19 protein-coding genes and 1 pseudogene are annotated in these 22,904 nt (G+C 60.8%); 6 read left to right on the top strand and 14 right to left on the bottom strand.

The features are described 5' to 3' along the window. Position 1: 1 nt before the first annotated feature. Positions 2-826: a TrmH family RNA methyltransferase gene (locus AC1DUP_RS00560; protein ID WP_477831821.1), complete on the bottom strand. Its 825-nt coding sequence runs from the start codon at positions 824-826 to the stop codon at positions 2-4. Positions 827-833: 7 nt separating this feature from the next. After that, the gene (locus AC1DUP_RS00555) at positions 834-1,226 is read right to left on the bottom strand and encodes a hypothetical protein (RefSeq protein ID WP_113299788.1); all 393 of its coding nucleotides are present in this window, start codon (positions 1,224-1,226) and stop codon (positions 834-836) included. Between the two features lie 43 nt (positions 1,227-1,269). Here AC1DUP_RS00555 and AC1DUP_RS00550 point away from each other — a divergent pair, with 43 nt between their 5' ends. Next, positions 1,270-2,295, top strand: a complete 1,026-nt coding sequence (locus AC1DUP_RS00550) for an RluA family pseudouridine synthase (RefSeq protein ID WP_477831820.1) — start codon at positions 1,270-1,272, stop codon at positions 2,293-2,295. 12 nt (positions 2,296-2,307) lie between these two features. Here AC1DUP_RS00550 and AC1DUP_RS00545 read toward each other — a convergent pair whose 3' ends face one another. Continuing rightward, on the bottom strand, positions 2,308-2,469 hold the full coding sequence (locus AC1DUP_RS00545; protein ID WP_113299790.1) for an entericidin: 162 nt from the start codon (positions 2,467-2,469) through the stop codon (positions 2,308-2,310). Positions 2,470-2,736: 267 nt separating this feature from the next. On the opposite strand from AC1DUP_RS00545, the gene rpoH reads away from it, so the two are divergent. Then, positions 2,737-3,645, top strand: a complete 909-nt coding sequence (rpoH, locus tag AC1DUP_RS00540) for an RNA polymerase sigma factor RpoH (protein WP_113299791.1) — start codon at positions 2,737-2,739, stop codon at positions 3,643-3,645. Positions 3,646-3,738: 93 nt separating this feature from the next. Here the strand turns inward: rpoH and AC1DUP_RS00535 are convergent, their stop codons facing one another. Beyond that, on the bottom strand, positions 3,739-6,141 hold the full coding sequence (locus tag AC1DUP_RS00535; RefSeq protein WP_477831819.1) for a hypothetical protein: 2,403 nt from the start codon (positions 6,139-6,141) through the stop codon (positions 3,739-3,741). A gap of 60 nt (positions 6,142-6,201) precedes the next feature. After that, positions 6,202-7,500, bottom strand: a complete 1,299-nt coding sequence (locus tag AC1DUP_RS00530; protein WP_113299793.1) for an adenylosuccinate synthase — start codon at positions 7,498-7,500, stop codon at positions 6,202-6,204. Positions 7,501-7,688: 188 nt separating this feature from the next. Between AC1DUP_RS00530 and AC1DUP_RS00525 the strand changes: the two genes are divergently transcribed. Continuing rightward, the gene (locus tag AC1DUP_RS00525) at positions 7,689-8,606 is read left to right on the top strand and encodes a DMT family transporter (protein ID WP_477831818.1); all 918 of its coding nucleotides are present in this window, start codon (positions 7,689-7,691) and stop codon (positions 8,604-8,606) included. On the opposite strand, the gene AC1DUP_RS00520 is transcribed toward AC1DUP_RS00525, so the two are convergent. Together AC1DUP_RS00520 and AC1DUP_RS00515 are read right to left on the bottom strand one after the other, a co-directional pair. After that, a complete protein-coding gene (locus AC1DUP_RS00520) occupies positions 8,603-9,451 on the bottom strand; it encodes a GNAT family N-acetyltransferase (protein ID WP_477831817.1) in 849 nt (282 codons plus the stop codon). The two genes, AC1DUP_RS00525 and AC1DUP_RS00520, sit on opposite strands and share 4 nt — an antisense overlap. A 268-nt stretch (positions 9,452-9,719) precedes the next feature. After that, entirely contained in the window at positions 9,720-10,058 is a 339-nt protein-coding gene (locus AC1DUP_RS00515) for a hypothetical protein (RefSeq protein WP_477831816.1), read from the bottom strand. A gap of 265 nt (positions 10,059-10,323) precedes the next feature. Between AC1DUP_RS00515 and AC1DUP_RS00510 the strand changes: the two genes are divergently transcribed. Both AC1DUP_RS00510 and AC1DUP_RS00505 read left to right on the top strand, forming a co-directional pair. Continuing rightward, positions 10,324-10,533, top strand: coding sequence for a KTSC domain-containing protein (locus AC1DUP_RS00510; protein ID WP_113311253.1), 210 nt, complete (start codon positions 10,324-10,326; stop codon positions 10,531-10,533). A 129-nt stretch (positions 10,534-10,662) separates the two neighbouring features. Next, the gene (locus tag AC1DUP_RS00505) at positions 10,663-11,502 is read left to right on the top strand and encodes a DUF6030 family protein (protein ID WP_477831815.1); all 840 of its coding nucleotides are present in this window, start codon (positions 10,663-10,665) and stop codon (positions 11,500-11,502) included. Here the strand turns inward: AC1DUP_RS00505 and AC1DUP_RS00500 are convergent, their stop codons facing one another. After that, the gene (locus tag AC1DUP_RS00500; RefSeq protein WP_162747200.1) at positions 11,503-12,036 is read right to left on the bottom strand and encodes a hypothetical protein; all 534 of its coding nucleotides are present in this window, start codon (positions 12,034-12,036) and stop codon (positions 11,503-11,505) included. A 268-nt stretch (positions 12,037-12,304) separates the two neighbouring features. Here AC1DUP_RS00500 and AC1DUP_RS00495 point away from each other — a divergent pair, with 268 nt between their 5' ends. After that, complete coding sequence (locus AC1DUP_RS00495) at positions 12,305-12,505, top strand: KTSC domain-containing protein (RefSeq protein WP_113299799.1); 201 nt, start codon at positions 12,305-12,307, stop codon at positions 12,503-12,505. Positions 12,506-12,635: 130 nt separating this feature from the next. On the opposite strand, the gene AC1DUP_RS00490 is transcribed toward AC1DUP_RS00495, so the two are convergent. From AC1DUP_RS00490 to AC1DUP_RS00465, 6 genes and pseudogenes are all read right to left on the bottom strand, one after another. After that, positions 12,636-14,474, bottom strand: coding sequence for a bifunctional diguanylate cyclase/phosphodiesterase (locus tag AC1DUP_RS00490; protein WP_477831814.1), 1,839 nt, complete (start codon positions 14,472-14,474; stop codon positions 12,636-12,638). Positions 14,475-14,577: 103 nt separating this feature from the next. Further along, positions 14,578-16,362, bottom strand: a complete 1,785-nt coding sequence (locus tag AC1DUP_RS00485; RefSeq protein ID WP_477831813.1) for an IlvD/Edd family dehydratase — start codon at positions 16,360-16,362, stop codon at positions 14,578-14,580. Next, positions 16,359-17,276 (bottom strand): annotated as a pseudogene (locus AC1DUP_RS00480) (NAD(P)-dependent oxidoreductase); the annotation flags it as partial. The pseudogene AC1DUP_RS00480 and the gene AC1DUP_RS00485, both read right to left, overlap by 4 nt. 179 nt (positions 17,277-17,455) lie before the next feature. Further along, positions 17,456-20,653 (bottom strand): multidrug efflux RND transporter permease subunit, encoded by a 3,198-nt coding sequence (locus tag AC1DUP_RS00475; protein ID WP_113311248.1) that lies wholly within the window; start codon positions 20,651-20,653, stop codon positions 17,456-17,458. A gap of 122 nt (positions 20,654-20,775) precedes the next feature. Further along, positions 20,776-21,966, bottom strand: a complete 1,191-nt coding sequence (locus tag AC1DUP_RS00470; protein ID WP_477831812.1) for an efflux RND transporter periplasmic adaptor subunit — start codon at positions 21,964-21,966, stop codon at positions 20,776-20,778. A 48-nt stretch (positions 21,967-22,014) separates the two neighbouring features. Next, positions 22,015-22,827: an alpha/beta hydrolase fold domain-containing protein gene (locus tag AC1DUP_RS00465; RefSeq protein WP_477831811.1), complete on the bottom strand. Its 813-nt coding sequence runs from the start codon at positions 22,825-22,827 to the stop codon at positions 22,015-22,017. Positions 22,828-22,904 lie beyond the last annotated feature (77 nt).

Below are 22,904 nucleotides of genomic sequence, written 5' to 3'. Positions count from 1 at the left end.
TTCAGATCCGCTCCATCGCCGAGGATATGGCAAAGAGCGCAATACCTGTGGCCGTTGCCACATTGAGGCTGTCCAGCCCTTCGGACTGGGCTATGCGCGCACTGCGGAAACGGGAAAGCACCGCCTCCGGCAAGCCCTCGCCCTCGGTGCCGACGACGAGCGCCATGCGATCGGAGGCTGGTATCTGCCGGATGTCAGTCTCGCCGCGTGGCGAAAGCGTCCAGATAACAAAGCCCCGCTCGGCAAGGCTCACGAGAAGATCGAGCGCATCGCCGCCGCGACGATAGGGCATGCTCAGAACAGAACCGACGGAAACGCGCAGCGCCTTGCGGTAGAGCGGGTCGCAGCAGGTTTCGTCAAGGAGGATCGCATCCGCCTTGAAGGCAGCGGCATTGCGGAACATCGACCCGGCATTGTCGTGATTGGAAATGCCGCAACCGACGAGGACCAGCGCCTGCTCGGGCAGCGTATCCAGAAAGACGGTTTCCGTGGCCTGCTCGCGGCGACCGAGCGCAAGCACGCCGCGATGCATGTTGAAGCCGACGATACCATCGAGAACATCGGCGTCGGCCACATAGACAGGTACGTCTTTGGGAAAGCGGTCGAGGATCTCCGCCACGCCGTCGAGCCTGTTGCGAAGCAGCAAGATCTTTTCGGCAGAAAATCCTCTACCCGCCGCATGCGCATCGGCGAGCATACGCAGCACGACGGTACCTTCGGCTATGAAGCGGTTCTGTCGCCCCGTCAGGTCGCGCTCGCGGATATCGCGAAACTCCGCGATCCGCGGATCGTCCGGGGTTTCGATCGTGAGGGGCTTTCCGGCCATGCCGGCCTCAATTGCCCGACAATGTGATGTCGGCCACGATGCGGCCCGCCTTGATATCGAAGACCAGCGCCTTGCGCTTGCCGTTGACATCGGTGCCGTAAAACAGGATCTGTCCGCCCGAAAGCGATGTCTGCTCGATCTTGAAGCCGAGTGGCAGCGAGGCCGTCGAATTCACCGGCGCGTCGGAGGGAACACCGGAAGAGCCTGCGGACGCTGTAGTCTGTGAAGGTTCCGTACGCGTCACCTTGTAGACAACAGCGCCGAAGACCGCCATAAGGCTCACGAACATGATGGCGCCCGAGACGATCTGCAGGCGAACCATCTTGCGCCGGACACTTTCCATAGCCGGATCAAGGGGCTTTTCTTCCTGCTCATCGTCGGCTGGCTCGAATTTCGTCATCTATGGCGTCCCGTTCTAAAAAATACGTCGGAGAAGAAGCGTCTTGAGCGACCCCTTTAAACAAGCAGATGACAATAGAAAAGTCCTGACCGCCGATGAGACAGCCGAAGGCCGCCTCGACGCTTGGCTGACCGCGCAGGTCGGCGAGGAGTTTTCCCGCAGCCGCATCAAGGCGCTGATCAAGGATGGGCAGGTCTTTTTGAAGGGCGCACCGATTACCGATCCCCAAAAGAAGGTGCGAGCCGGCGACAGCTACGAGATCATCCTGCCTGAACCGGAAGACCCGGCGCCGAAGGGGGAGGACATTCCGCTCGATATCCTCTACGAGGATGAAGACGTCATCGTCATCTCCAAGCCGGCTGGTCTCGTCGTCCATCCGGGTCCCGGCAACTGGACCGGTACGCTCGTCAATGCGCTGATCTACCATTGCGGCGACACCCTCTCCGGCATCGGCGGCGTACGCCGCCCCGGTATCGTGCACCGCCTCGACAAGGATACGACCGGCGTCATGGTCGTCGCCAAGAACGATATGGCTCACCGCCACCTCTCGCTGCAGTTTGCCGACCACGGCCGCACCATGCCGCTGGAACGCGCCTATCAGGCGATCGTCTGGGGCCGTCCGCGCTCACTCTCGGGCACGATCGACGCACCGCTAGGCCGTGACACCGGAGACCGTACCCGACGTGCCGTCAAGCGCGCGGACAACGAGAACGCCGACGAGGCGATCACCCATTACCAGGTGCTGGAGCGTTTCCATGAAAGCCCGGATGCGAGCGCGCTCGCCTCGCTCGTCGAATGTCACCTGGAAACGGGCCGCACGCACCAGATCCGCGTCCACATGGCTCATATCGGCCATCCGCTATTGGGTGATACCGTCTACGGCGCCGGCTTCAAGACCAAGGCCAATCTTCTGCCCGACGAGGCCCGCAAGATCGTCAAGGCTTTCGGCCGCCAGGCGCTGCACGCCTTCATGCTGCAATTCGAGCATCCGCGCACTGGCGAGGTGATGCACTTCGAGGTGCCGCTGCCGGATGATATGGTGGAACTCGTCGACGCCCTGCGCGCATAAGAAATGCCGCTGCTATCTCTTGGCGCCGGCACCCAGGACCCGATGCGTGGCATTGTCGAGAGCGTGGCTGGTGTCACGCCCGTCCTGCGCCAATCCCCTTGCGGTATTTCCGCAGGATGAAAGGGCGGCCGAAAGCGTGAGCAGCAGGAGGGCGGCAAGGGCTGGTCTGATCATCTGTTTTCCCTCGTGGAATCGGCGGGCGAGAGTGCTACCGTCACTGGAAAATGCAGCAGCTGTCCGTAAAATCAATGCCTCCAATCGCCACTGGCAGAGGCCGGATAACGCCCTCGTGAACGCCGAGACGACCTTGAATCCCTGTTTCGCCATACTTATCTGTACATAGACTTATTGCGGGCTTGGAGAGAGCCGCATGTCCCGGTTTGCCTTTAACGCAAGGGCGCGTTCCATCGGGAACCGGAATCCATATAAGGAGGGTGCATTATGGCCCGAAATAACTTGCCGTCCATTACCGCCGGCGAAGCCGGTCTCAATCGTTACCTCGACGAAATCCGCAAATTCCCGATGCTGGAGCCGCAGGAAGAGTACATGCTCGCCAAGCGTTACTCCGAGCACGGAGATCGTGACGCGGCACACAGGCTCGTCACCAGCCACCTTCGCCTCGTTGCGAAGATCGCCATGGGCTATCGCGGCTACGGCCTGCCGATCGGCGAAGTCGTGTCCGAAGGGAACGTCGGCCTCATGCAGGCCGTCAAGAAGTTCGATCCGGAACGCGGTTTCCGCCTTGCCACCTATGCTATGTGGTGGATCAAGGCCTCGATCCAGGAATATATCCTGCGCTCGTGGTCTCTGGTGAAGATGGGCACGACCGCCAACCAGAAGCGTCTGTTCTTCAATCTGCGTCGCCTGAAGGGCCGTATCCAGGCCATTGATGAAGGTGACCTGAAGCCGGAACATGTGACCGAGATCGCCACCAAGCTGAACGTCTCCGAGGAGGAGGTCATTTCGATGAACCGCCGCCTGTCCGGCGACGCTTCGCTGAATGCTCCGATCAAGGCTTCTGAAGGCGACAGCGGCCAGTGGCAGGATTGGCTCGTGGATGACCATGAGAGCCAGGAAGACGTGCTGATCGAGCAGGATGAACTCGATACGCGCCGCCGCATGCTGTCCAAGGCCATGAGCGTGCTGAACGACCGTGAACGCCGCATCTTCGAGGCACGCCGGCTTGCTGAAGATCCGGTAACGCTGGAAGACCTTTCGTCCGAGTTCGACATCAGCCGCGAGCGTGTCCGCCAGATCGAAGTCCGCGCCTTTGAGAAGGTGCAGGATGCGGTCCGCAAGGAAGCGCTTGAACGCGCCAAGGCAGTGCGTGTGGTCGAAGCCACCGCATAAGCCGGTTGTCTTTATGATATGAAAAAGGCGGGTCCTTGCGGCCCGCCTTTTGCTTTGCACGATTTTGATGCGCCAGGGAAGCGCCGGCCTTATTTACTGGCTGGTCGAAAGGTCCCCGAGGGCCGTCCATTCCTTGATCGCCGAGGTAAAGGCAGTTCCTCCGGTGGCGCCCTTCTGCATAGTCAGCAGCGCCCGGCGGCCATTGCGATAGGTGATCGGAATGTCGATCCAGTCGCGAGTGCCGAGCAGGTCCAGATTGGCCTTGCGCGCATCCGGATAGTCGTTGAGCGCGATCATGTGGAAATCGTCGGTGATCTTGGCCGGCACTGCAATCAGCGGATCGCCGCGATCCTGCTCCGTGCGCTTCATCGAGATACGCTGAACGCTGTCGATGCTGCCGCCCTCGAAATTCGGCGGAACGGAAAAGACGATCTCGACGAGATGGCTTGCCGGCAGCGACGGATCGGAATTGCGCTTGAAGGTCAGGAGCGCCGAGAGGTTGCGCTCCGGCACGGTGACGTTACCCTGCACGGTGGCTTCCTGGCGGCCGTCCTGCCCGGCTTCATGCTGCATCGTCCAGACAACCGAACCCTCGATTGCGGTCGGCGAGCTTTCGCCGATCCGCTCCTCGTAGAGGAACATCTTTTCCGTAGCGCCAACAGGCACATTCTGCGCCGGTGCGGCCGCCGGGCCGTTCGGCGTCAAGTTTTCGGCAGGCGCTGCATCGGACTGGACGCTCGGTGTGCTGGTATCGGCTGCCGCGACATTCTGCTCGGCGACCGACTTGCCTTCTGCCGTCGGCGTGCCCGGCACTGCCGCAGCGCCGTTATCGACTTCTGTGCCATCGGCGAGCAGCCGCTGGGTGAACTTGGTATTGGCGGCTGAACCGTCCAACGAGGCAACTTCCTGGTTGGGTCGCGTCGGCAGTGTCGCAGCACTCGGATTTGCCGGCGGGGTCGTGGCCGGCGTGCTGCTCTGCTGTGCCGGAGGCGTTGTCGTCGACGTGGCCGTCTCGTTGCGCACAGCCTGTGACGGTGCGGAGCTGACGAGGCCGTCCACCATTTCCATCACCGCATCGCGGTTCATCCAGCCGGCATAGGCGCCACCACCGATAATGCCCAGCGTGACGAGGATCGCCAGAATGGTGCCGATGCCGAAGCGTCGGCGTTTGGGCTCCATGCGGAAGCTCTTGCCCTGCATCTTGGAAGCGACGATCTGGTCCAGATCCATCGGCGGGTTGCCGTCGTCGTCATCGGCAACGGCATTGCGTCGGTCGTAGCCGCGCAGCGCACGCGCCTCACGCCAGTCTTCGCTGGGGGTGGCCGGTGTGGGAGCCGCGGAGCCTGAACCATTGCCGGCATGCACTTCCGCAAAGATATCGACATCGTCGAAATGCGCGGAAGCCGGTGTTTTCTTGTCCGTGCCAGCCTCGATCGGTGGCAGGTCGTCGAAAGCGGCCGCTTCCCAGGAGAGATTCTCCTTGGCAGCCGGCATGACGGCCGGCGATGCGCTATTGCCGAGCGTCGAGATGACCTCATCGAAAGCGCGTGCCGAAGCATCGGCGGGAACGGCGGGAACCGCCTCTGCATAGGACTCGAGCTCTTCGCGCGCCCACTCTGTCTCGGCTTCCTGCGGCGCAGGGGCCGGCGTTTCGGCAGCCGGTTCGGACCACATGCGATCGAAATGCGCCGCCGCATCTGCAGCAAGCGGTTCCTCGCGTGCATGCTCGACGAATTCCTCGACTTGCGGCTGCGATTGCGGCTCGAAATCGGCCATCGGCTCGACGAGCCGATTGGACGCACGGTCTATGCCGCGCGGAGCCGGCTGATGAACCTCCTCGTGCTGAAGCTCTTCTTCCACCTCATGGGCGGTTTCAGCTACCGGCTCGGCAGCGACCTCATCCAGCCGCGGCTCTTCCGGATAATGCTCTTCTACAGGCTCAGGAAGCTGCTCGGGCTCGGCATGAACCTCCGCCTGCTCCGGCGCACGCCATTCTTCGGCAGGCGTCTCTTCCTCATGAGGCGGATGCCACTCGGCATGCTCGGACACCACCTCTTCGGCGGAAGCGGCAGCCTGAACGACCTCTTCCGGCTCGGCAGGCTGCTGCTGCTCGTTGACAGGACGTTCTGCTTCCTGCTGCTCAGGGCTTTCAGGGACAGGGGCCTCAGCAGCAGGCGCCGCCTCTGCGACAGGCTCCTGCTCTAGAGCAGGCTCATGCTCCAGAGCAGGCTCTTGATGGACCTCGGGGGCCGAAGCGGCCGCAACCGGCTCCTCGACATCAGTGGCCTCTGCATGCTCGGTCTCGACTTCACGGATTGCGGCCTCAAGCTTATCAAGCTGACGTTGCAGCATGGCTTCCGGCGGACGCGGCTTCATGTTCTCGAGCTGGCGCTGCACAGCGCCGCGCGCACGCTCGTAGACCTTCACCCGCATTTCGGGCGTATTTTCAGACAGGCCGTCGACTGCCCGCCGAATAACTGCAATAAAATCCGCCATCAGTACTTTCTCAAGAAGTCCGGCACACTCCCGAACGGTCGCCCTAAGTGACCCGCGACATTAATCCTCAAACGGATCGGTCACAAGTATGGTGTCGTCACGCTCAGGGCTTGTGGAAAGAAGCGCGACGGGCGCACCGATCAGCTCTTCGACCTGGCGAACATACTTGATCGCCTGCGCCGGCAGATCGGCCCAGCTGCGGGCGCCGACCGTCGATCCCTTCCAGCCTTCCAGCGTGATGTAAATCGGCTCGACTCGAGCTTGCGCCGCCTGGCTTGCCGGAAGATGGTCGATCTGTTCGCCATCGAGCATATAGCCGACGCAGATCTTCAATTCATCGAGGCCGTCGAGCACATCAAGCTTGGTGAGCGCGATGCCACTGATGCCATTGGTCGCGACCGACTGGCGCACGAGTGCGGCGTCGAACCAGCCGCAACGGCGCTTACGGCCCGTTACCGTGCCGAATTCATGACCTTTCTCGCCGAGGAACTGACCGATCTCATCCGTCAACTCGGTCGGGAACGGACCTTCGCCGACTCGCGTCGTATAGGCCTTGGTGATGCCGAGGATATAGCCGAGCGAACCCGGACCCATGCCCGAACCGGCAGCGGCCTGGCCGGCCACCGTGTTGGACGAGGTCACGAAGGGATAGGTGCCATGATCGATATCGAGCAGGCTGCCCTGCGCACCTTCGAAAAGGATGCGGGCGCCCTTGCGGCGTTCCTTGTCGAGGAACAGCCAGACTGTATCGCGGAAGGGCAGCACACGGTCGGCGATCGAGGTCAGCTCATCCATGATCGTCTGGTGGCTGACTTCGGCAACACCGAGGCCGCGGCGAAGCGCGTTGTGATGGGTCAGGATGCGATCGACCTTGCCCGGCAGGGCTTCAAGGTCCGCAAGGTCCATGACGCGGATGGCGCGGCGGCCGACCTTGTCTTCATAGGCCGGGCCGATGCCGCGCCGCGTCGTGCCGATCTTGGTGCCGCTGTTGGAAGCTGCATCTTCGCGGAAAGCGTCCAGTTCGCGGTGCAGGGAAAGAATGAGGGTCGCGTTGTCGGCGATACGCAGGTTTTCCGGCGTGACCTTCACGCCCTGGGCTTCCAGCCGGCCGATCTCGGCAATCAGCGCATGCGGATCGACGACGACGCCGTTGCCGATGACAGCCATCTTGCCCGGGCGCACCACACCGGATGGCAAGAGCGAGAGCTTGTAACTCGTGCCGTCGATGACGAGAGTATGACCGGCATTGTGTCCGCCCTGATAGCGCACAACGATATCCGCACGTTCCGAAAGCCAATCGACAATCTTGCCTTTGCCTTCGTCACCCCATTGCGAACCGACCACGACTACGTTCGTCATCAAACTCTTCCTGTTACCGGCGGAGAACCGCACACCTGCTCAAACCCGCGCATCTATAAAGCTTTGTTTTTGGGAAAGCGACCCTGTTGTCACAGCAGATTCGGCTTTTTACGTGACAAATCAGCCGTCAGCAGGCTAAGCCCGATCGAAAAAGCCTCCCAGAGACGGCAAGACGGGAAGATCAGCCTTTGCAAGCTAAAGCCTATATCTGCCTCGTCATTGCAACTCTCTGCTGGGGCGGCAATGCCGTTGCAGGCAAGCTGGCGCTCGGCCATGTCAGCCCTATGATGCTGACCTTCCTGCGCTGGTTCCTGGCCGTCATGCTGATCGCCGCCGTCTCGCTGCCGCAGTTGAAGAAGGACTGGCCGGTCGTGCGCAAAAACCTGCCCCTGCTCTTCTTCTACGGCGTCATCGGCTATACGATCTTCAACGCCATGCTCTATTCGGCCGTGCAATACACGACTGTGATCAATGTCGCCATCGAGCAGGCCGGCATTCCCATGCTGATCTTTCTCTTGAATTTCGCCTTTTTCCGAACCGGTGTTTCGCTGGCGCAGGTCGTCGGCTTCGGCATGACGCTTATCGGCGTGGGGCTGACGGCAGCCCATGGCGATCTCGCGACGCTCCTGCGGCTCAACCTGAACCGCGGCGACGGCCTGATGCTGATCGCGGTGGCGGCCTATTCCGTCTATACGATCTTTCTGCGCTGGAAGCCCATCGTCGACTGGCGCACGCTGATGGCGATCCCGGCACTCGGTGCGGCCCTGACTGCCCTGCCGCTGCTCTTGTGGGAGGCCTCCCGCGGCGCGGCTCAATGGCCCGATGGACAAGGCTGGGCGATTGCCTTCTATACGGCAATCTTCGCCTCTCTGCTGGCGCAGATACTTTATATCAGAGGCGTCGAGGAAATCGGCGCCAATCGCGCCGGCCTGTTCATCAACCTCGTCCCGGTTTTCGGTACGCTGCTGTCCGTCGCCCTGCTCGGTGAAACGCTGCAGCTTTTCCATATGATTGCGCTGGCGCTGACGCTCGGCGGCATCGCCATCGCCGAAAAGGGACGGCCGAAGTCGGCTGCGCCCACCGTGCCGGCTTCGCCTGTCGACTAACCAAGCTCCAGCGTCGTCACGCCAAAGACGTTCTTCAGCGGGATTTCCGGCGCCGGACCGCGATACATGCGCGCGGTCTCCATGACCGGCTCAAGCCCCGCGCTTTCGGCAAGCGCAATCGCCTCGGCATTGGCGGCGGGGATATCAATATAGATCGACGCACCGTGCGCCTGGGGAATGAGGCCGGCCAGAAGGGCGGCAGCGCTGTCCGCCTCAGCGGCGAAAAGCGGGCCGATCTTGTAACCCTCATAACAGCGGCGGATCGTGCCGTAACCGCGGATCTTGCCGCTCTTGCGCACGACAACAGAACTGCGCCCCTTGCGGCCCGTGCACCAGGCAGAAAGGAAAGCCGGACGGGGCTGCGGGAAAATGCCGCTGTCGTAGCGCTGCAGGCCTTCGAGCCGCGCATCCGGAACCGGCTGTGCGACGAGCGAGGATTGCGGTACGGATGACGGCACACCGCCATAGCGGATCGTGTTGTAGGCAACCTCGAAACCGGCCTTCCGATAGGCTGCCTGCTGCGCAGCAACCCCGTCGAGACCGATCGTACGGTCCCCGGCAGAAGCGATGCCGGCGTTCCAGATCGCCTTGCCGAAACCTCGGCCGCGGAAGTCGGGGTGGACAATGTAAAGGCCGAGGAAGGCGAAGTTGTCGCCATATTTGACGACCGAGATAGAGCCGACCGGCACCTCACCAATGGAGCCAACGAAAAATCCGGAAGGATCGGCTTCATGGAATGCGATCGCATCATCGAGGCCGGGATTCCAGCCCTCCTGGCGTGCCCATTCCAGCGCAAGCTCCAGTTCGCCGGGCCGCATGGAACGAACGACAAATTCCGAATTCATGCAACCTTCCCAGATTGAAATCAGCAAGTTCATTCGGTGATGCACCAAGCAATCGTCAAGTCGATTGTCAGTGCGCTCGGACCGGTGATGATGAACTCGCGTTCACGGCTTGAACGATGCGTATCGTCGTTTTGAAATGCAATGCAAAAGAACTTCGATCTCGCCTTACCATGAAACAATGCAATTGCAATCTCAAGAAAATTACTGCGCCCGCAGGATCCTTCCGGCGGGCGCAAATCGAAAGACGGCAGTATCCAATATTTAAGTGTTAACGCAGAAACGGACCCAGCGCTTCGGCAGCACCGATGGTCTGGGCAGCCTGGCTGAGAACGCTGTCGAAAACGAAGCCGACGACGACAGTCAATTGGTGCGAATAGGCCTTCAGCTTATATCCTTCGCCGTCGACCTGTGCCGGAGCACGCAGAGCGAAGGGCATGTTCGGACGAACGAAGCCGGCGCTCGTCGTCAACGGCTCCTCAGGCAGATGGCCGATGGCCGAGGTGTACATGAGATCGCGACCGAAGCCACCAGGGCCAAAGGCAAAAGCCGGCTGGCTTGCAACCGATACGGTGATTGCGAGCGTCGCGGCAAGAAGAAGTCTGCTCATCTTGAAGTCCCCGTTTTCCAGTCGGCCCGACGATTTCCGCCTGGCCGCAGCGCCGGTCGCATCTGTCCATGCCCGGCCGCTTTCATGAGGGTCACTCTACATGTCGGTATTTGCAGGCCTTTTAAGCCGATCCGTACAATTTTATTGAAACGCGATTTTTTAGACTGTCGCTCTTCATGCGGAAAACAATCTTTACCATACGCCTTGACCGTATCTTCGCATCCTTACTTCTAAGGTGCCGCAAAACAAAACAGGGCAGAAAACAATGCACGAAGTTCCAGTCAAATCCAGGATTATTCAGAACGTCTATTTCAGCCAGGAAGACGGGCGCCTGCGCATCTGCTTCCGCAACGGTGAAGAGCGTCTGTTCGAAGGCGTGCCGGTCGATGACGTCAATACCATGGTGGCCGCGCCCTCGCCGGGCCAGTACTATATCGACCAGATCAGAAAACGTTATCGTCGCATCGCGGCTTAAGGCGCGTCGATACTTTCACCGGCGCGGCTTTAAATCGATTGCCCCCATGCTCCGGATGAGATCGATTGCCACATTGGTCCGAGCCTTATAAATGATGACTTCCGTTGTCCGAGGTCTCGCGAACTGACGATGCAGTCGTCCGATCAGAACATGAAACTGGCGCCGCAGCCGCGAAGAGGCCGCGCCGTCATGTGGCTTCTGATCATTCTCTCCTTTTCAATTGTCGCCGCCACTGTGCTGCTGTCGAATGACATGCGTCACCTGAAGTCGCTGGCTCACTACTTCGGCATAGAACTTTTCCCGCCGGAGGCACCCCCGCCTCCCCCACCGCCTAAGGTTTTCCGCCGAACCGAACCGGTCAGCATCAAGATCGCGCCGCGTATGTTCGACCCGCCGCAGCCGGCTCTTGCGAGCGTTTTTCTGCGGACCTGGCGCATTTCCGGCCCGGCCATGTGCGAGGCGCTGCGTTCTGCCGGCGTCCAAACAAGTGAATGGACGGCGACCGCCTTCAATTCCGATACGTTCGAATGCTCGTACGAACAGATTTTCAAGAAAGAGAAGGAGCACATCGCCAGCTCGCTCTTCCTCGTCGTTCGCGGCAACGGCAATGGCACGATATCAAGCATGCGGGTGAAACTCGTCGGCCCAGCAACCAACAATGACGGGCAGCTCGACGCTGGCACGATGCGCATCTTCGAAACCATGCTCACGCAGCCGGCGTGGCTGGATTTCCATGATGCGCTGGCAGCAATCCGTAATCTTAGGGATGTGAAGGAAGAAGGCTTCGGCTCGCTGATCAACTTCACCCAGGAACATTCGCGTCCGGGCAGCTTCAATTTCACGCTCCTGCTTCAGGAGACCTCCCCCCAACAGCGCCGCACGAAGGATTATTTTTCCGCGAAGACCTGGCTGCCTGCGCCCGATCCCTCCTGGCTGGTGCCGGAACTCATCTTCTGGCGACGCGCCTGATCACTTCGCGCTGGCAACAAGCTGCGGCCTTGACGTGTCGTTGAGCACGCCGGCAAGATCCTGACCGTCCCGTCTGCAACTGACCATGAACAGCTTCGGCGCCAATTCCTTGCGGCTGCATTCGATGAAACTGCGGCGCAAGGCAGTCCGCAGCGCGCCCGCTGCATTCTGGCCGCAGGCAAGACGGCGCCCCTGCACATCGACACAGAGCGCCTGCGGGGCGATGCGCGATACACCGGCAATGACGAACGTGTCGCCATTAAGGGAAAAGGTCGCATTGTCGATGACCTTCAGGGACCGACCGGCGGAGAATTTGAAGGGATAGCGGTCGGGCTCGCGGTCATAGGGCTGATGGCCCGGATCGATATGAACCGGTACAGAGGTCCAGATCGCTCCACTTTCCGCATCCATACGCGGCGTCGCATCGACCGGAGAGGCAATCAGATAGGAGGCAAAAGCCATCGCACCCGCCACGGCCACAAGCGCGCCGCAGACGCGGCCGAAAAGAATGAGCAGCTCTGCAATCACTCGCAAGAAATCACCGTGCCTGAGGCTGGATAGAACGTTTTTTGAACGCTCACCGGCGGACGATGGTTCCGTGAAGGGGGCGCTCCATTTTCCATAGTGCGCCCGGCCTAATTTAGGGCGTCAAACTTCAGACGCATTTAACTCAAAATAGGTGCAGCCAAACTCTTTCGATCCTTGACTTGAATCGACCAGGGATTAGCTTTGACGCTGTCTTGAACCGCTCGTCGGATCCAGCAGCCACCTCTCTCGCGCGAAACACATCGGGGAGTACCGCATGGAAACTAGACTGCAGTCCAAACTCATTGAAGCGATTGATTATAAGCGCGAAACTCGACACCTCACGCTCTATCTGACCAACGGCCAACGCCGTCACTACGAAGATGTCCCCGAAGGCATCGTCGTCGGACTTGCCGCAGCAGCTTCTCCTGGCGACTTCTACATGAGCCAGATCCGGGGCCGCTTCCGCACTACCTGAAAAATACGGCACGCACCCAAGGCGTGCCGTGTCGGTGCGCTAGGAACCAACCTACATTGTTCACCGATTGGACCGTTCATAACCGAGATCGGCCTCGCATCCCTCCATCGACTAAACTCAGCCACAAATCTCAGCCGGCCACACTTCGCGATTTGTCGTCGTGGCCGTTTGATGCAAGAAGGCGTCCCGTATCGGCAGCGCTTGAGGGATAGCCGAGCGCAAAGCCCTGCAGGCTGTCGCAGCCGAGCCATGACAGCGTCACGGCATGAGCCTCGGTTTCCACTCCTTCGGCGATCACTTCGACATCGAGAGCCTTGGCGATCTCGACGATCGATCCGACCACGCGCCTCTGCTCGGCCGATTCCACGACATCGGTGACGAGCTGGCGGTCGATCTTCAGCCGTTTCGGTTTCAGCCGCACAAGACCGATGAGCGAAGCATGGCCGGAACCGAAATCGTCGATCTCGATATCGATGCCCATTTGCTTGATGAGGTCGATATTGGCGAGGAACTTGTCATCGCAATCGTCGAGGAAGATCGTTTCCACCAACTCGAAGACGATGGCGCCCGGCGGAATGGCAAGCCGGCGCAACTTGTCTAGCAGAGCTGGATCGGCAAGACGCGCAGGAGAAATATTCACGGCGATGCGAGGTACGCTGCAGCCCATAGCCTGCCAGACAACGCGATCTTCGAGCGCACGCTGCAGGATCGCGGCATCGATCTCTGCCGAAAGCCCATACTCATCCGCAATGCGGAGGAAGACGCTCGGCGCCAGCAAACCCTTTTCCGGATGGTTCCAGCGTGCCAGCGCTTCCAGCCCGGTGATCTCGCGAGTGCGCGCATCGAGCTGAACCTGATAGTAGGGAACGATCTGGCCCTGCTCCAGAGCTTGGGCGAGGTCCTCGGCGAGGCGGCGTTTGCCGCGCAGGTCTTCCTGAAGCTGTCGGCTGAAGAATTCGATGCGGTTGCGGCCGAGCTTTTTCGCCTGATAAAGCGCCAGATCCGATTCGGCGAGCAAATTGCGCGCCCGCCTGTTGCTGCTCCAGGATACCCCGATCGACGCGCCGGATTGCAGCATCTCCTGCCCGAAACGGATTTTCTTCCGCAATCGCCGCTGCACATCCTCGACAATCGCTTTCAGTTCGGCGAGGCCGGCGAAGTTGATCAGAACGATGACGAATTCGTCGCCGCCGACACGCGCGGCCATGCCATTTGCAGGAATGGCAGCTGCAATTCTGAGCGATGCCGCGCGCAACACGGCATCGCCAGCCGTGTGGCCATGGCTGTCATTGATCTGCTTGAACTGGTCGAGATCGAGGTGCAGAACGGCAAGCATGGATACGCCCCTGTCGGTCGGCAGTTCGGCAAGCCGCTTGTCGAGCAGACGTCGGTTCGGCATGCCGGTCAGGTAGTCACGGTCGGCTACATGCTCGATCCGCGCATTGCTTTCCTCGAGTGCGAGCGCCCGGGCCTCGGCCACTATCTTCTGCTTGCCGAGTTCGGCATTGAGCAGCACGTCGGAGGTTACGTCCCATTCCGCGCCGATGAAGGACGGGGTCCCCCCCTCATCGACATAAAAGTGCGCCCGCGACCTCAGATGGCGGATCTCGCCGCTCGGCAGGATGATGCGAAACTGGGAATTATAGGCGCCACGGGCGGCAACCGCTTTTTCGAAGTCTTGCTCGGCCCGTTCCCTATCCTCTGGATGCAGGGCATTCGACCAGATCCAGGTCGGCACCTCTCGGTTTGTCTGACCGGTTCCGTAGAGGCGGTGCATCTGCGCATCCCAGAGAATGGCATTCTTATTGATACTGTGCTCCCACACACCGATCTGCGAAGCGTCCAGCGCAAGCTCCAGTCTCCGGAGAAGATCCTGGAACTCTCGCTCGGATCGCGTTGGTTTATTCTCGGGCAATTCGGTTTCAGCCTCGAAGCCTGCAAAAACTCTAATATAGTCGCAAGCCCTCATTAATGAAGCCTTTTTGTAAGTACCGAACTAGTTACTAGGTGAACTGTTCGTTACGACTGCCTCCTTTTCGATCAGTATTGCTTTAGCCAGACAATTTCTTCAATTAGTGATTGTGACGGGGCGAATTCTTGGCAATCTGGCGGAAGTCCGCCGCACCCTCGATCACCGCACCGTCAGAAAGCTGTGTGACCGAACTGCGGTATAGGCGCTGCCAGGGCGTCGCATCGGCCGGCACAGGCGGAATTCCGTCCCCCTTGCGCCGCTCGATTTCGGCATCGTCGACGAGCATGTCGCAGCGCCCCTGGTTGAAATCGATGCGGACGATGTCACCCGTCCGCAGCCAGGCAAGCCCACCGCCGGCAGCACTTTCGGGCGAAGCATTGAGGATCGAGGGGCTGTCCGACGTGCCGGACTGGCGCCCGTCGCCGATCGTCGGCAGACTCTTGATGCCGCGCTTCAGGATATGATCCGGCGGCTGCATGTTAACGACCTCCGCCGAGCCCGGCCAGCCGAGCGGACCGGCGCCGCGGATGGCAAGGATCGTGTTCTCGTCGATACCGAGGCCCGGATCGTTGATGCGCTTGTGGTAGTCTTCCGAGCCATCGAAAACGACAGCCTTGCCTTCAAAGACGCCTTCGCGGCCTGGCTCCTGCAGGTAGCGCTTGCGGAAGTCCTCGGAGACGACGCTCATCTTCATGATGGCGAAATCGAAGAGATTGCCCTTGAGCACGAGGAAGCCGGCGCGTTCCTTCAGGGGCTCTTCATAGGGCTTGATGACATCGCGGTCACGCGCCTCACGCCCTCTCAGATTGTCAGCCATGGTCCTGCCGGTGACGGTGCGACAGTCACCGTCGAGCTTGCCGGCCTGCAGCAATTCCCACATTACTGCGGGGGTGCCACCGGCACGGTGGAACTTCTCGCCGAGATAGGCACCTGCGGGCTGCACATTCGCCAGTAGTGGAATGTCGAAACCATGGACCTGCCAATCCTCGGGATATAGCTCGACTCCTGCATGTTTCGCCATGGCGGCAAGATGCGGCTGGGCATTGGTCGAGCCGCCGATGGCCGAATTGGTCTTGATGGCATTGAGGAAGGCTTCGCGCGTCAGGATATCCGACGGCTTCAGATCTTCGAGTACGATTTCGACGGCGCGCCGGCCCGTGCGATAGGCCATCTGGCCACGCTCGCGATAGGCAGCCGGGATATTGCCGCAGCCCGTCAGCGACAGGCCGAGCGCTTCGGCGAGTGCATTCATGGTCGAGGCCGTGCCCATCGTGTTGCAATGACCGACGGAGGGTGCCGAATCGAGCGCCGTTTGCAGGAATTCCTCTTCATCGATCTCGCCTGCCGCCAGCTTCCGGCGCGACTGCCAGATCGCCATGCCGGAACCGGCGAGCTTGCCTTCGTGCCAGCCGTCGAGCATCGGCCCGCCCGAGAGAACGATCGCCGGAATATCGACCGTCGACGCCGCCATGATCGCCGACGGCGTGGTCTTGTCACAGCCGGTCGTCAGTACGACGCCATCGAGCGGATAGCCGTAGAGGATTTCAACGAGGCCGAGATAGGCAAGGTTGCGATCAAGTGCTGCCGTCGGGCGCTTGCAGTTCTCGAAGATAGGATGCGTCGGAAACTCGATCGGGATGCCGCCCGCATCGCGGATGCCGTCACGCACGCGCTTGGCAAGCTCGATATGGACGCGATTGCAGGGCGTCAGATCGCTGCCGCTCTGGGCAATACCGATAACAGGCTTGCCGGACCGCAGCTCCTCCGGCGTCACACCATAGTTCATGAAGCGCTCCAGATAGAGCGCCGTCATGTCGATATGATCAGGATTGTCGAACCAGTCCTGTGAGCGCAGGCGGCGCTTGCCGGTCTTGCTGTCGGTCATTTCTTCCCTCCCATTCGGGCATTCGTATCTTCGAGATGGAGCAGCAAGGCACTGTGATCCGTCTCGCCGTTGCCTTTGCCAACAAATTCTGTGAATTCGGCATGCACCGCTTGCGTCAGCGGCAAGGTCAAAGACAGCGTCTTTGCCATCGCCATGACGGCGTCGAGGTCCTTCAACTGATTGGCCGAAGAACCGCCCGGTGCAAATTGCCGGTCAATCATGCGCTTGCCGTGGATCTCCAATATGCGACTGTCGGCAAAGCCGCCACGCACGGCATCCCGGAAGGCCGCCGGCGAACCGCCGCCCGCCTCGATCAGCATCATCGCCTCGGCAACGGCGCCGATCGTCACGGCCACGATCTGCTGGTTTGCGAGTTTGGCAAGCTGCCCTGATCCACTTGGCCCGACATGTGTAGCGCGCCCCATTGGCGCGAAAACTTCGGCGAGTTCGGCAATGACCGCAGCATCCCCGCCCGCCATGATGGCAAGAGTACCGGCCGCCGCGCCGACCGTGCCGCCCGAAACCGGCGCGTCGATGTGACGGATGCCGCGCGCGGCCAGTTTTTCCGCATGCTCCCGTGCAAAAGGCGGGGCGATGGAACTCATGTCGATGATAGCCGCGCCCGGTCTCATGGCGTCGGCAACGCCCAGATCGAACAGAACCTGCCCGACGGCCTGTGCATTTGTCAGCATGCAGATGACGACATCGGCTAAAGAAACGGCTTCAGCTGGGGATGCGGCGATATCGGCACCATCTGCGGAAAGAACCTCGGCCTTGGCGCGATCACGGTTCCAGACGGTGACGGCAAAGCCTGTGCCAAGCAGGCGCCGCACCATCGGCGCTCCCATGAGCCCGGTGCCGAGAAACGCAATCTTCGGCTTTCCAGTGTTTCCCGATGCGTGTGTCATCCAGCCCTCCCGAACCGTTGCCTGCCTTTGATACCCCCCTTACCTCAGCATGCAACCGTTTTGATGGACGTAACGCATTTTTGTCGCATCCCGCGACATCGTCCCCAAAATCGAGTGTACTTCACCTTAAAAACGAAACGGGCGAGGACCGAAGTCCCCGCCCGGTTTACCCGACAAAGGAGAGGTTATTCCGCAGCGACGCTCATATGGTCGTCCTTGTCCTGCGGATGATTGTCGTTGTGCTGGACGAGCGGACGGTTGCCCGTCATCCGGCGCAGGAGCACGTAGAACACCGGCGTCATGAAGATGCCGAAGAAGGTGACGCCGATCATGCCCGAGAACACCGCGACACCCATGGCGGCGCGCATTTCCGAACCCGCGCCGGTCGAAGTGACGAGCGGCACGACGCCCATGATGAAGGCCATGGAGGTCATGAGGATCGGCCGAAGACGCATGCGGCTAGCCTCGATCGCGGCCTCACGCGGCGTCCTGCCTTCGAACTCCAGTTCGCGGGCAAATTCCACGATGAGGATCGCGTTCTTGGCCGATAGACCGACAAGCACCACTAGGCCGATCTGCGTGAAGATGTTGTTATCTCCACCGGTGAGCCAGACGCCGGTCAAGGCGGCCAGAACACCCATCGGCACGATCATGATGATCGCAAGCGGCAGTGTCAGGCTTTCATACTGGGCAGCGAGCACCAGGAAGACGAGCAGCAGGGCGAGCGGGAAGACGACGATGCTGGAGTTACCGGCAAGGATCTGCTGATAGGTCAGGTCCGTCCACTCGAACTCGATGCCCGCAGGCAGCGTCTCGTCCAGGATCTTCTCGATCGCTGCCTGCGCCTGCCCGGACGAGAAGCCCGGTGCCGGACCGCCGTTGATATCGGCAGCGAGGAAGCCGTTATAGCGGTTGGCACGCTCCGGACCGGTGCTTGCATCCACCTTCAGGAGAGCTGCAAGCGGGATCATCTGGCCCGATGCCGAGCGGACCTTCAACTGGCCGATATCTTCCGGCTGGGCGCGGAACTTGGCATCGGCCTGCACGCGGACGCTGTAGGTGCGGCCGAAGGCGTTGAAGTCATTCACATAGAGCGAACCGAGATAGATCTGCAGCGTCTGGAAGACGTCGGTGACGGAGACTCCGAGCTGCTCGGCCTTGGCGCGGTCGAGGTCGGCATAGAGCTGCGGCACGTTTATCTGGAAGCTGGAGAACAGCCCCGCAAGTTCCGGCGTCTGATAGGCCTTGGCAAGCACTGCCTTCGTGGCTTCATCAAGCGCCTGGTTGCCCAGACCCGCACGATCCTCGATCTGCAGCTTGAAACCGCCCGTCGTGCCGAGGCCGTTGACCGGCGGCGGCGGGAACATGGCGATGAAGGCATCCTGGATGACGCCGAACTTCTGGTTCAGGGCCATCGCGATCGCCCCGCCCGAAAGGTCGGGCGTCTTGCGCTCATCGAAATCCTTCAGCGTCACAAAGACGATGCCGGCATTGGACGAGTTGGTGAAGCCATTGATCGACAGGCCCGGGAAGGCGATGGCGTTGGCAACACCCGGCTGGGCCAGGGCGATATCGGTCATGCGCTTGATGACGTCTTCCGTGCGGTCGAGGCTTGCGGCATCCGGCAACTGTGCAAAGCCGATCAGATACTGCTTGTCCTGCGACGGCACGAAGCCGCCCGGAACCGTATTGAAGATACTGTAGGTCGCACCAACAAGCACAAGATAGATCACCATGACGATGCTCTTGCGCGATACCAGACCGCCGACGCCCTTGCCGTAATAGTTCGAACCGGCACCGAAGGCGCGGTTGAAGCCACGGAAGAACCAGCCGAAGATCGCATCCATGAACCGCGTCAGCCAGTCCTTGGGCGCATGGTGACCCTTCAGGAGAAGAGCGGCAAGCGCCGGAGACAGCGTCAGCGAGTTGAAGGCGGAGATGACGGTCGAGATTGCGATCGTCAGCGCGAACTGGCGATAGAACTGACCCGACAAGCCCGAGATGAAGGCGAGCGGCACGAAGACCGCAACAAGAACCAGCGCGATCGCGACGATCGGGCCGGATACTTCCTTCATGGCCTTGTAGGTCGCAGCCCGGGGACTGAGGCCGCTTTCAATGTTGCGTTCGACGTTTTCGACGACGACGATCGCATCATCCACGACGATACCGATCGCCAGCACGAGACCGAAGAGGCTGAGTGCGTTGATCGAGAAGCCGAACATATACATGACCGCGAACGTACCGATGATCGATACCGGAACGGCGATCAGCGGGATGATCGACGCGCGCCATGTCTGCAGGAACAGGATGACGACGAGAACGACGAGCGCGATCGCTTCCAGCAGCGTGTCGATGACCTTCTCGATGGAGGCGCGAACGAACTTCGTCGTATCGTAGACGATCTCGTACTTCACGCCTGTTGGCATGGCGAGTTGCAGTTCGTCCATGGTGGCGCGAACATTGTCGGCGATCTCGATTGCATTCGAACCCGGGGCCTGGAGAACGGCGACGGCGACAGCCGGCTTGCCGTCGAGCAGCGAACGCAGCGTATAGTCGGCGGCACCGAGTTCGATCCGGGCAACGTCGCGCAGACGGGTGATCTCGCCATTGGCGCCCGTCTTGACGATGATGTTGCCGAATTCCTCGGGCGTACGCAGACGACCCTGGGCGTTCACGTTGAGCTGAAGGTCGACGCCTGGCTGGCTCGGCGAAGCGCCGATGATGCCGGCGGCGGCCTGAACGTTCTGCGAGCTGATCGCATTGCTGATGTCGCTGGCGGCAAGATTATGCTCGGCAGCCTTCTGCGGATCGATCCAAACGCGCATCGAATAATCGCCGGCACCGAAAACCTGCACCTGGCCGACACCGGCGATACGGGCGAGCCGGTCCTTGACGTTCAGTGTCGCGTAGTTGCGCAGATAGGTGATGTCATGGCTGTTCCCGTCGGAGACGAGATTGACGACCATGATGAAGTCCGGCGAGCTCTTGACCGTGGTGATGCCGAGTGCACGAACTTCCGCCGGCAGACGGGGTTCTGCCTGCGACACGCGGTTCTGAACCAGCTGCTGCGCCTTGTCCGGGTCGGTGCCGAGCTTGAAGGTGACGGTAACGTTCAAGGCGCCGTCCGACGTCGCCTGGCTGGACATGTAGAGCATGCCCTCGACGCCGTTGATCTGCTCTTCGAGCGGCGTCGCAACAGTTTCGGCGATGACCGACGGGTTTGCGCCGGGATAGGTGGCGTGCACGACGATCGACGGCGGCACGACCTCGGGATATTCGGAGATCGGCAGCGCCTGGAGGCCGATGAGGCCGGCGACCACGATGAGGACCGAAAGAACACCGGCAAACACCGGGCGGTCGATAAAGAATCTGGATATGTTCATTTTAGAGCCCTCTCCGGGGTGAACATGGATGCAAAGTCCCTCTCCGGTGGCCTGGAAAGCCCACCGGCAGGTCATGTCTTTTAGGGTAGCGGCCTCCTCCCCAAGGGAAGGAGGCTCAGATCTTACTGAGCGGTCGCGACTTTCTCTTCCATCTGAGGCGCAACGACTGCACCCGGACGGATACGCTGCAGGCCGTTGACGACGATCTTGTCGCCGACCGCAAGGCCGTCTTCAACCACGCGCTGACCGTCGAACAGCGAACCGAGCTTGATCTGCCGGTAACTGACCTTGTTCTCACCGTCGACGACGAAGACGAACTTCTTGTCCTGGTCGGTACCGACGGCGCGGTCATTGATGACGATCTTGTTCTCGGCCTTCGGCTGGCCCATGCGCACCCGTACGAACTGGCCGGGGATCAGCCTGCCGCCGGGATTGTCGAAGACTGCCCGCACTGCAATGGTACCGCTTGCGGCGTCGACTTCGTTATCGACGAGCTGCAGCTTGCCCTTGATCGGCGTCCCGTCATCGGCAAGCGTGCCGATCTCGACCGGGATCTGCTCGACGGCCGGCAGTGCCGCGCCGGTTTCCGGAAGCTCGGAGAGCGCCTTCGTGACCATCTCTTCGCTCGCATTGAAGCTTGCATAGATCGGATCGACAGAGACAAGCGTCGTCAGCTCAGGCGAAGCCGAGCCGGCCGCGACAATATTGCCGACCGTGACCTCGATCTTGCCGATACGGCCGGAAACCGGCGCTTGAACCTGGGTATAATCGAGATCGAGCTGCGCGGACTGGAGAGCCGCCTGCGCCGAGCGCAGGGTTGCCTGGGCTTCAGCTAGCGTGCTCTGGCGCTGGTCGAGGTCGCTCTGCGAAATCGTCCGGTTGTCTGAAAGACGGTGGCCCCGGTCGAGTTCCGTCTGCGCCAGGCTGACCTTGGCTTCGGCCGAAGCGACCTGACCTTGCGCTTGGGAGACGGCCGCCTGATAGGGAGCAGGATCGATGGCGAAAAGCAGATCGCCCTGCTTGACCAAAGCGCCCTCACGGAAATGCACTGATTGAATGGCGCCCCCGACGCGGGGACGGATCTGCACACGGTCGATGGCTTCCAGACGACCGGAGAAATTCTCCCAATTCGTCACATCACTGCTGGCGACGACGGCAACCGTCACCGGCACGGCGGGAGCCTGCGCAGGTTCGGAGGCGGCCGTGGCGGTTGCACTCATCGGCAATTCGAAAAAGATGGCAGCGGCCGAAACGGACGCAGCAACACCCAGACCGGCGCCCACTAGGGCCCAGCGCTTATTTCTGGACGTCATTGGTACTCTCCTTGCGGCCCTGAATGGCCGTAAAAAATCAGTTCGTCTTCAATGCAATTGTGGCTCAACGCTCACGTCCTGAAGGAAATCTCCGAAATGGCGGCTGACGTTGCCCTGCCACGTGGGAGTTCCCTCAGATTTCCCGCCGTAAATGGATGGCCAACCTGTCCCGGCGGGAAGAACATGCTGGCGCACGCCAACGCCTGCCTTCTTCAGGCGAGCGGCGTAACCGATGGTTTCGTCGTGCAGCGGATCGTCCTCCGCCGTAAAAATCAGTGCCGGTGCAACACCTGATATACGCGAACACAGGCAAGGCGCAGCATAGGGGTGGCAGCCGCCGCCGCTCAAATAATGGCTCCAGCCTTCCGTCCAGCGCTGGCGCATGCCGATCTTTTCCGCCTTGCGGATCGAGGACGTACCCATAAAAGGATCGAGAAGCGGAGAAAGCAGGATCTGGCCGTCGAGCGCCTCCGGCATCTGGTCACGCGCCTTGAGCGCAACACCGGCAGCGACATTGCCACCCGCCTCTTCGCCGGCGACGAAAAGCAGCGACTTGCGGTCGCCGAGGCCGGCCTTCTTGAGGGCGAGATAGGAAAAGATCGAGAAGGAAACTTCGAGCGCCTTCGGAAAGACATTGCCCGAAAGCGTGCTGTAATCTGCGCAAACAACGATCGCGCCCGCCTTTGCGAGGCTGCTTGCGATCGGGCGGTCGGCCTTCGGATCGCTATCGAGAAATGCCCCGCCATGCAGGTAGAGCACGATCGGCGGACCCTTGCCGAAATCAGCGCCCATATAGACGCGCGCAGAAACGGGGCCTGCGGCCACCTTTTCCAGCACCATGTCTTTGATCTCGGGCACCATCGTCTCTATCTCTTCGCTGCTTAGCGATGGACGGACAACGCCCGCCTCTTGCATTTTGAACTAAAAAGATATTGTTA

It is taken from the genome of Rhizobium sp. 01L419, from assembly GCF_056400025.1.
This window is presented reverse-complemented; position numbering and strand designations above follow the sequence as displayed.

Bases quoted from the DNA above. Each gene is read 5' to 3' on its own strand.
- AC1DUP_RS00520 (WP_477831817.1), bottom strand. From the start codon at position 9,451: ATGAATTCGGAATTTGTCGTTCGTTCCATGCGGCCCGGCGAACTGGAG.
- AC1DUP_RS00555 (WP_113299788.1), bottom strand. From the start codon at position 1,226: ATGACGAAATTCGAGCCAGCCGACGATGAGCAGGAAGAAAAGCCCCTT.
- AC1DUP_RS00530 (WP_113299793.1), bottom strand. From the start codon at position 7,500: ATGACGAACGTAGTCGTGGTCGGTTCGCAATGGGGTGACGAAGGCAAA.
- AC1DUP_RS00465 (WP_477831811.1), bottom strand. From the start codon at position 22,827: ATGGTGCCCGAGATCAAAGACATGGTGCTGGAAAAGGTGGCCGCAGGC.
- AC1DUP_RS00510 (WP_113311253.1), top strand. From the start codon at position 10,324: ATGCACGAAGTTCCAGTCAAATCCAGGATTATTCAGAACGTCTATTTC.
- AC1DUP_RS00560 (WP_477831821.1), bottom strand. From the start codon at position 826: ATGGCCGGAAAGCCCCTCACGATCGAAACCCCGGACGATCCGCGGATC.
- rpoH (WP_113299791.1), top strand. From the start codon at position 2,737: ATGGCCCGAAATAACTTGCCGTCCATTACCGCCGGCGAAGCCGGTCTC.
- AC1DUP_RS00475 (WP_113311248.1), bottom strand. From the start codon at position 20,653: ATGAACATATCCAGATTCTTTATCGACCGCCCGGTGTTTGCCGGTGTT.
- AC1DUP_RS00535 (WP_477831819.1), bottom strand. From the start codon at position 6,141: ATGGCGGATTTTATTGCAGTTATTCGGCGGGCAGTCGACGGCCTGTCT.
- AC1DUP_RS00485 (WP_477831813.1), bottom strand. From the start codon at position 16,362: ATGACCGACAGCAAGACCGGCAAGCGCCGCCTGCGCTCACAGGACTGG.
- AC1DUP_RS00515 (WP_477831816.1), bottom strand. From the start codon at position 10,058: ATGAGCAGACTTCTTCTTGCCGCGACGCTCGCAATCACCGTATCGGTT.
- AC1DUP_RS00490 (WP_477831814.1), bottom strand. From the start codon at position 14,474: ATGAGGGCTTGCGACTATATTAGAGTTTTTGCAGGCTTCGAGGCTGAA.
- AC1DUP_RS00545 (WP_113299790.1), bottom strand. From the start codon at position 2,469: ATGATCAGACCAGCCCTTGCCGCCCTCCTGCTGCTCACGCTTTCGGCC.
- AC1DUP_RS00470 (WP_477831812.1), bottom strand. From the start codon at position 21,966: ATGACGTCCAGAAATAAGCGCTGGGCCCTAGTGGGCGCCGGTCTGGGT.
- AC1DUP_RS00505 (WP_477831815.1), top strand. From the start codon at position 10,663: ATGCAGTCGTCCGATCAGAACATGAAACTGGCGCCGCAGCCGCGAAGA.
- AC1DUP_RS00495 (WP_113299799.1), top strand. From the start codon at position 12,305: ATGGAAACTAGACTGCAGTCCAAACTCATTGAAGCGATTGATTATAAG.